The 8,009-nt window shown below is 71.8% G+C and carries 8 protein-coding genes; 4 read left to right on the top strand and 4 right to left on the bottom strand.

Annotation, left to right across the window (positions count from 1 at the left end):
• The first annotated feature begins 572 nt into the window (after positions 1-572).
• The 3 genes from M8C13_RS27950 (at position 573) to M8C13_RS27940 (ending at position 3,468) form a co-directional block, all read left to right on the top strand.
• Positions 573-1,274 carry a DedA family protein gene (locus M8C13_RS27950; RefSeq protein WP_252483685.1) on the top strand — a complete coding sequence of 234 codons (702 nt, stop codon included), beginning with the start codon at positions 573-575 and terminating at the stop codon, positions 1,272-1,274.
• A 98-nt stretch (positions 1,275-1,372) separates the two neighbouring features.
• Entirely contained in the window at positions 1,373-2,866 is a 1,494-nt protein-coding gene (locus M8C13_RS27945; RefSeq protein WP_252483684.1) for an FAD-dependent monooxygenase, read from the top strand.
• Entirely contained in the window at positions 2,863-3,468 is a 606-nt protein-coding gene (locus tag M8C13_RS27940; protein ID WP_252483683.1) for a TetR/AcrR family transcriptional regulator, read from the top strand. The genes M8C13_RS27945 and M8C13_RS27940 overlap by 4 nt, the downstream gene beginning before the upstream one ends.
• On the opposite strand, the gene M8C13_RS27935 is transcribed toward M8C13_RS27940, so the two are convergent.
• Complete coding sequence (locus tag M8C13_RS27935; protein ID WP_374213172.1) at positions 3,437-4,840, bottom strand: FAD-binding oxidoreductase; 1,404 nt, start codon at positions 4,838-4,840, stop codon at positions 3,437-3,439. The two genes, M8C13_RS27940 and M8C13_RS27935, sit on opposite strands and share 32 nt — an antisense overlap.
• 86 nt (positions 4,841-4,926) lie before the next feature.
• Between M8C13_RS27935 and M8C13_RS27930 the strand changes: the two genes are divergently transcribed.
• Positions 4,927-5,610 carry a DedA family protein gene (locus M8C13_RS27930; protein ID WP_252483682.1) on the top strand — a complete coding sequence of 228 codons (684 nt, stop codon included), beginning with the start codon at positions 4,927-4,929 and terminating at the stop codon, positions 5,608-5,610.
• On the opposite strand, the gene M8C13_RS27925 is transcribed toward M8C13_RS27930, so the two are convergent.
• The 3 genes from M8C13_RS27925 to M8C13_RS27915 are packed head-to-tail and all read right to left on the bottom strand — an operon-like array spanning position 5,591 to position 8,009.
• Entirely contained in the window at positions 5,591-6,238 is a 648-nt protein-coding gene (locus M8C13_RS27925) for a nucleoside/nucleotide kinase family protein (RefSeq protein WP_252483699.1), read from the bottom strand. The genes M8C13_RS27930 and M8C13_RS27925 overlap by 20 nt on opposite strands.
• Positions 6,238-7,062 carry an ATP-binding cassette domain-containing protein gene (locus M8C13_RS27920; protein WP_252483681.1) on the bottom strand — a complete coding sequence of 275 codons (825 nt, stop codon included), beginning with the start codon at positions 7,060-7,062 and terminating at the stop codon, positions 6,238-6,240. Before M8C13_RS27920 ends, M8C13_RS27925 begins: the two co-directional genes overlap by 1 nt.
• On the bottom strand, positions 7,059-8,009 hold the full coding sequence (locus M8C13_RS27915; RefSeq protein WP_252483680.1) for an ABC transporter permease: 951 nt from the start codon (positions 8,007-8,009) through the stop codon (positions 7,059-7,061). Before M8C13_RS27915 ends, M8C13_RS27920 begins: the two co-directional genes overlap by 4 nt.

Genomic DNA, 8,009 nt, shown 5'->3' with positions numbered 1-8,009 from the left:
GGGCGGCTGGCGACCCGATGGGCGGTGACCCGATGGGCGGTGACCGGGTGGGCAGTGACGGGGTGGGCAGTGACCGGGTGGGCGGAAGTGGCGATGGCCTGGCGTGCTGCGCTGGCGGCGGACCGGGGAACAGGAGAGCGGGGAACCCGGAGCCGGCGGACCGGGGAGCGGGGAGCGCAGGGAACCCCAAGCTGGGAGCCGGAAGCTGAGAGCCGGGAGCAGGGAGGCTGGTGGGGCCGATAGTTCGCGGTCGGGCGGGGGATTCGCGGGCAGGTCGTGAGGCTGTGGTCTGGGCCGGGAGGCTTCAGTGACGCGGACGAGTGGCCGCACAGAGGCAGGCGGGGCGTGGGGTGTGCACGGGACCGCGGGACGCCAGGGGCGGGTGGTTGCGGTGACGCGGGGTTGTGACGGTTCGCGGCCGGGGGATGGGGCGAGGATGGTCACAATGTCCGGTTTGTCGGGTGGTTGGGGCTGGTGGGGGTGGGGTTTGGGCGTGGCGTTGGGGGTTGGGGCGGGGTGGGCGTGGTAGTCCGCGACGGGGTTGCGGTGGGGGTCCCTGTACCGTTGTCGGGGTGACGACCGTTACGAGTACGGCCGTGCCGCTCGCTCTCTTCGGGATCGACTGGCTGGATCCGGTCTACCTCATCCAGCAAATGGGGCATTTCGCGCTGATCGGTCTGTGCCTCATCGTGTTCGCCGAGTGCGGGGCCTTCGCGTTCTTCCTGCCTGGCGACTCGCTGTTGTTCATCGCGGGGTTCTTCGCGGTCAACGGCGCGTTCGGGGTGCCGACCTGGGTTGTCGCGGTGTTGCTGACCATCTCGGGCATCCTGGGCAACGCGGTGGGGTACTGGATCGGGTGGAAGGCCGGGCCGGCGTTGTTCAACCGGCCCAACTCCAAGATCTTCAAGCCGGAGTACGCGGCGAAGACCCATGAGTTCTTCGAGCGGTACGGGGCTCGGGCGATCATCCTGGCTCGCTTTGTGCCGGTGGTGCGGACCTTCATCACCGCGGTGGCCGGGATCGGCCGGATGGATCCGAAGAAGTACTTCACCTACTCGGTCGTCGGCGGTATCGCCTGGGCCGCGGGGCTGACCTTCCTCGGGGCGGCGCTGGGCAACGTGCCGCTGGTGAAGAACAACATCGAAGCGGCGCTGATCCTGATCGTGTTCCTCTCGATCCTGCCGATCATCTTCGAGTTCATCCGGGAGCGGCGGAAGCGGCGCAAGCTGCCGGACATCGGCGAGTCGCACACCCAGGTGATCCCCAAGATCTGACCTTCGCTGACAAACGCCCCGCGCCTGTTCCGGCACGGGGCGTTTTTGTCGGCTACATTTGTAAACAGTACTGTGCTGTTAACTAATTGGGGGTCCCGGTGGAGACAACGGTGCTGGTGGTCGGGGCTGGGCCCACCGGGTTGACGTTGGCCTGTTCGCTGCTGCGCCGGGGGGTGCCGGTGCGGGTGGTCGACCAGGCTCGCACCGCCTCGGTGACCTCGCGGGCGCTGGGGCTGCACCCGCGGGGTGTGGAGGTGCTGGACCGGTTGGGGGCGCTGGCGGATCTGCCGGAGCGGGCGGTCCGGGTGGCCGGGGTCAGCGTCAACGTGCGCGGGGTGGAGCTGGCCAGGATCCGGGTTGACCAGGTGCGATTGGCCAGCCGGCACCGGACCCTACTGATCTCGCAGGCGGCGGTGGAGGCGGAGTTGCGGGCGTTGCTGGCGCGGCTGGGCGGCAAGGTCGAGTGGGGGCACGAGGTGGTCGGGCTGGCGCAGGATGAGCGGGGCGGGGAGGTGACGCTCCGGCACGGCGGGGGCACCGAGACCGTGCGGGCGGACTGGGTGGTCGGCTGTGACGGGGCGCGCAGCGCGGTGCGGCGGCTGGGCGGGTTCGGCTTTCCCGGGGAGCGGGTGGTGGAGAACTTCCTGCTCGCCGATGTGCACCTGGACTGGGGGCTGCCCAGGGACACCGCGTCCGCCTGGATCAGCCCGGACGGGGTGTTCGCCGCGTTCCCGCTGCCCGAGCCGAACCTGTGGCGGCTGGTCGCGCCCTACGACCGGGCGGTCGAGGCGGACGACGTGCTGGGGCGGCTGAGCGAGATCCTGCCCGCGCGCACCGGCTACCACGGGGTGCGCTTCGACGGAGCCCTGTGGACCTCGGTGTTCCGCATCCACCGCAGGCTGGCCGAGACCTACCGGCGGGGCCGGGTGCTGCTGGCCGGGGACGCCGCGCACATCCACAGCCCGTTCGGCGGGCAGGGCCTCAACACCGGGATCGGGGACGCGGACAACCTGGGCTGGAAGCTGGCGCTGGTCGCCTCGGGGCGGGCCGATCCGGCGCTGCTGGACACCTACGAGGCGGAGCGGCGGCCGATCGCCGCGGCGGTGCTGGAGAGCACCACCGGTGCGACCCGGCTGGTGCTCGGGCAGGGCCGGGTCACCCGGTTCCTGCGGGACCGGGTGGCCGCGCGGCTGCTGAACCTGGCTCCGGTGCAGCGGCGGCTGGCCAGGGCCGCCTCCCAGCTGGACACGCACTACCGGCGTGGGCCGCTGGCGCCGTGGCGGTTCGCGCCGTGGTCGGCAGGGCTGCGGCCAGGGCAGCGGGTGCCGGACCTGGCCTGCCGCCGGGTGGACGGTTCGGCCACCCGGCTGCACGCGGAGCTGCGCGGGCGGTGGGCGCTGCTGGGCAGGCACGAGCCGGTGGCGGCGGCGGTGCGGGAGCTGCTCGGGGACGAGGTGGTGCTGCTGGACCGGCCGGGCGAGCAGGTGTGGCTGGTGCGGCCGGACGCGCACCTGGGCTGGCGTGGGCGGCCGGATCCGGCGAAGCTGCACCGGTGGTTGGAGATGGTGCTGCGGACCGGGCGGGCCGGGTGAGGGGCCGTCCGCGTGATCCGGAGACGGACACGGCGATCCTGCGCGCCGCCCTCGACCTGTTCATCGAGGGCGGGGTGGAGGGCGCCAGCATCGAGCAGATCGCCCGGCGCGCCGGTGTCGCCCGGCTCACCGTGTACCGGCGGTGGGCGAGCAAGGAGCTGCTGCTGGCGCAGGCGATCGAGTTCGGCAGGGACAGCTTCCTGAGTCCGGCCGACGCGCTGGCCATGTTCGCCGAGGGCGAGGTCACCAGGGCCAAGCTGGTGGAGATCATGGTGCTGGCGGTCAGCGACGACCGGTTCCGGCGGCTGATCGGGCGGCTGGCCGGGGCCGCGACCGACCACCCCGAGCTGATGCGGGCCTACGCGGAGAACTACGTGCGGCCGCGCAAGGACATCGCGATGCGGCTGCTCCGGCTGTTGCGGGAGCACGGTGAGCTGCCGGCGGAGCTGGACCTGGAGATGCTGCTGGAAAGCCTGGCCGGGGTGGTCACCTACCTGATGCTGATGGAACCGGCGCGGCACGAGCCCGAGCAGGCCCGCGCCTACCTGAACCGGTTCCTGGACATGGTGGTCAGTCCAGCGCGAACATCGAACCCGGGTTGAACAGGTTCTCCGGGTCCAGCGCGCGTTTGATCGCCCGGTGCGTGGCCAGGCCGACCTCGCCGATCTCCCTGGCCAGCCACTCCCGTTTGATCTTGCCGATGCCGTGTTCGCCGGTGACCGTGCCGCCCAGGGCCATGCCGACCTCCAGGATCTCGTCGAAGGCGAGCTTGGCGCGGGCGAACTGGTCCGCATCCGCCGGGTCGTAGGCGATGGTGGGGTGCATGTTGCCGTCGCCCGCGTGCCCGACCACCGCGATCAGCAGGTCCCTGCGAGCGCTGATCTCGGCGCAGCCGCTGATCAGCTCGGCGATCCTGGTGCGCGGCACGCACACGTCGTCGGTGAGCCAGGCGCCGTAGACCTCCAGCGCGCCGAGCACCGCGCGGCGGGCGGTCAGCAGCAGCTGGCCCTCGGCCAGGTCGGTGGTGACGTAGGCGAGCTCGGCGCCCGCGGCCAGGCACAGCTGCTCGATCTTCTCCAGCTCCCGCCTGGCCACCTCGCCGCCGGCGTCGGACTGGCAGATCAGCAGGGCCGCGCTGCCGCTGCCCGCGCCCAGCTCGGTGTTCAGGTGCGCCTCGACCGCGCGGATGGAAGCCGCGTCCATGATCTCCATCAGGGACGGGACCAGGCCCTCGCGCACCACGCCGGTGACCGCGGCGCCCGCGGCCTCGGTGGACGGGAAGGCGGCGACCATGGTGGCCGGGGCCTGCGGCAGCGGGCGCAGCGCCAGGGTGGCCTGGGTGACCACGCCGAGGGTGCCCTCGCTGCCGACGAACAGCTTGGTCAGGTCGTAGCCCGCCACGCCCTTGACTGTGCGGCGGCCGGTGCGCAGCAGCTCGCCGCTGGCCAGCACGACCTCGAGGCCGAGCACCGAGTCGGTGGTCACGCCGTACTTCACGCAGCACAGGCCGCCCGCGTTGGTGGCCACGTTGCCACCGATGGTGCACCAGTCGTAGCTGGACGGGTCCGGCGGGTAGAACAGGCCTTCCTTCTCCACGGCGTGCCGCAGGTCCAGGTTGACCACGCCGGGTTCGACCACGGCGAGCCGGTTGTCCGGGTCGATCTCCAGGATGCGGTTCATCCTGGTGGTGGCCAGCACCACGCAGCCGTCGACCGCGTTGGCCGCGCCGGAGAGGCCGCTGCCCGCGCCGCGCGGCACGATCGGGACGCCGGCCGCCGCGCAGGCCCTGACCACGGCCTGGACCTGCGCGGTGTCGCCGGGCAGCACGACGGCCAGCGGCGCGCCGTCCGGCGCGAGCGGCATCATGTCCCGGCGGTAGCTGTCGGTGACGTCCGGGTCGGTGATGACCCCGTCCGCACCGAGGGCCCGGTGGAGCTGGTCAAGCAGTTCGACGCTTTTCACCCGATCGTTCACCCGTCCACGGTAGTTCCACAGAAACACGCGCACGAGACGGAAAAAGTCGATGATGAGTTCGCCGAGATCCCCGTAGTCTCGAAGTGATGAGCCCGGAAGGTGTGTCCGTCACACTGGCCTGGTCGCCGCTGGACTCGGCGGGCCCGGCGCTGGTGTGGATCATCGTGACCACGTTCATCTTCGCCGAGTGCGGGCTGATCATCGGCCTGTTCCTGCCCGGCGACTCGCTGTTGTTCGCCGCGGGTGTGGTGCTGGCCAACCACGACCGGCCGATCGACGCGTGGGCGCTGGCCGGGGTGAGCACGCTGGTGGCCATCCTGGGCAACGAGTTCGGCTACTTCGTCGGTGCGAAGACCGGCACGAAGATGCTGGCCCGCGAGGGCGGCAAGGTGCTCAACCAGCAGAACCTGGACCGGGCCAAGGACTTCTTGGACAAGTACGGGTTCTGGGCGATCGTGGCCGCGCGCTGGCTGCCCTGGGTGCGCACGCTGGCCCCGGCGATCGCGGGCGCGGCCGGGATGGACCGCAAGCGGTTCACCTGGGCGACCATCACCGGCGCGGTGACCTGGTCGCCGGTGCTGATCCTGCTCGGCTACTACGCGGCTGGCCTGCTCAACCGGTACCCGTGGTTGCAGACGGTGGCGGTGATCGGGTTCGTCGCCTTCTTCATCGTGGGCACCAGCTACGGCGTGTACCGGTACCGGCAGGAGATGCGGCGGCCGATGCACGAGGAGTCCGATGGGGCCGAGGTCAGGAAAGAGTCGAACTGATCCCGGTGAGCACCAGGTCGGCGCGCTCGTGGGTGGAGTTCACCCGGATGGCGTTGTCCTGGTCCGAGCCGAGCGCGCGCAGCCGGGCCTGGGACTCGGTGCGGCCGAAGGCGCGGTGCCGGGCGATCAGCCTGCTCAGCCGCAGGTCCTCGGCCGGGGCCAGGAACCAGGCCTCGTCCAGCGCGGCCCGCACCCCTGACCAGGGCTTTTCCGCCAGCAGCAGGTAGTTGCCCTCGGTGATCACCAGCGGGATGTCCGGGCTGACCGGGACGGCGCAGGCCACCGGCTCCTCGATCTCCCTGCGGAACTCCGGCGCGTAGACGGTGACCGCGCCGGGGGTGTCCGGGCCGTTGGCGCGCAGCCGCTGGAGCAGGTCGAGGTAGCCGTGCGCGTCGAAGGTGTCCGGGGCGCCCTTGCGGTCGGCCCGGCCCAGCCGCGCCAGCTCGCGCTGGGCCAGGTGGAAGCCGTCCATGCCGACCAGCACGGCCCGCTCGCCCAGGGCTTCGGCCAGCCGCTGGGCCAGGGTGGACTTGCCCGCGCCGGGGGCGCCCGCGATGCCCAGCACCCGGCGCCGCCCGTCCGCGGCCAGCTGGGCCGCCCTGGCCACCAGCTCGGTGAACTCCGCGATCACGTGCCGGTCTCCCCCGTCCGCAGCCCGGTGGTCACCGCGTGCGTGACCTCGGTGAGCTGCCCACTCTCGTCGACCCGCAGTGCGCCGGTGATCAGGCCGACCACCTCGTTCATGGTGCGTTCCGCCGGCGAGACCAGCGCGACCCGCTTGCCGAGGCGGTGCACGTGGATGCGGTCCGCGATGTCGAACACGTGCGGCATGTTGTGGCTGATCAGCACCACCGGCAGGCCGCGCTCGCGGATCCGGTTGATCAGTTCCAGCACCTTGCCGGACTCGGCCACGCCGAGCGCGGCGGTCGGCTCGTCCATGATCACCACGCGGTTGCCGAAGGCGGCCGCGCGGGCCACCGCGACGCCTTGGCGCTGGCCGCCGGAGAGGGTCTCCACGGTCTGCGACATGGAGTTGACGCCGATGCCGAGCTCGCCGAGCACCCTGGCCGCCTCGGCCCGCATGCCCTTGGTGTCCAGCAGCCGGAACACCGAGCCGAGCACTCCGGCGCGGCGGCGTTCCCGGCCGAGGAACAGGTTGCTGGCGATGTCCTGGGCCGGGGCCAGCGCCAGGTTCTGGTAGACGGTCTCGATGCCGTGCCTGCGCGCGTCCAGCGGGCCGGTGAAGCGGACGAGCTCGCCGTCCAGGCGGATCTCGCCCTCGTCCGGGACCAGCGCGCCGGAGAGCGCCTTGATCAGGCTGGACTTGCCCGCGCCGTTGTCGCCGACCACGGCCAGCACCTCGCCGGGCGCCAGGTCGAAGTCGGCCCCGTTGATCGCGGTCACCTTGCCGTAGCGTTTGACCAGGCCGCGGGCCTGGAGCACCGGGGTCACTGGTTCCTCCCTCGGGAGAAGCGGTCCACCGCGACCGCGACGATCACCAGCACGCCGGTGGCGACGTCCTGGTAGAGGCTGTCGATGCCGGCCTGGGTGAGGCCGGAGCGCAGCACCGCGACGATGAGCGCGCCGACCAGGGTGCCGAGCACGCTGCCCCGGCCGCCGAACAGGCTGGTGCCGCCGAGCACCACCGCGGTGATCGAGTCCAGGTTGCCGGTCTGGAAGGCGTTGGGGTCGGCGTTGGGCACCCGGCCCAGCGCCTGCCAGGCGGCGATGCCGTAGACCAGCCCGGCGACCAGGTAGACGCTGAGCACGGTGCGCCGGACCTTGATGCCGGACAGCCGCGCGGCCTCGGCGTCGTTGCCGACCGCGTAGACGTGCCGTCCCCAGGCGGTGCGGGTCAGCGCGTACCAGGCCACCAGGTACATCACCAGCGCCAGGCCCATGCCGACGGTGACCTCGATCTGGCCGAAGAGGTACTGCCGGGTGCCGAGGAAGGTGAGCAGCTCGTCGGTGACCGGGTAGCTCTGGCCCTCGGCGTAGATGCGAGCCGCGGCGGTGACGATGGTGAGCATGCCCAGGGTGACGATGAACGGGGGCAGGCTGATGCCGGTGACCACCCCGCCGGTGATCGCGGCGATGCCCACCGCCACCCCGATGCCGACCAGCAGCGCGAGCGGGGCGGAGGTGCCGCCGAGCACGAGCTGGGCCATCAGCAGGGTGCCGAGCACCGCGATGGCCGCGTTGGCCAGGTCGATGCCGCTGGTGAGGATGACCAGGGTCTGGCCGAGTGCGAGGGTGCCGATGACCAGCGACTGCTGCACGACCAGGGACAGGTTGTCCGTGGTGGCGAAGGTGTCGGTGGTGAAGGAGAACAGCAGCACCGCGGCCAGCAGCGCGAGGGCCGGGCCGACCGCCGGGGTGCGCAGGACGAGGGTCTTCAT

Source organism: Crossiella sp. SN42, assembly GCF_023897065.1.
Taxonomy (GTDB): Bacteria; Actinomycetota; Actinomycetes; order Mycobacteriales; family Pseudonocardiaceae; genus Crossiella.
Note: the sequence above shows the minus strand (reverse complement) of the source record. Positions and strands in the feature narration are given on the sequence as shown.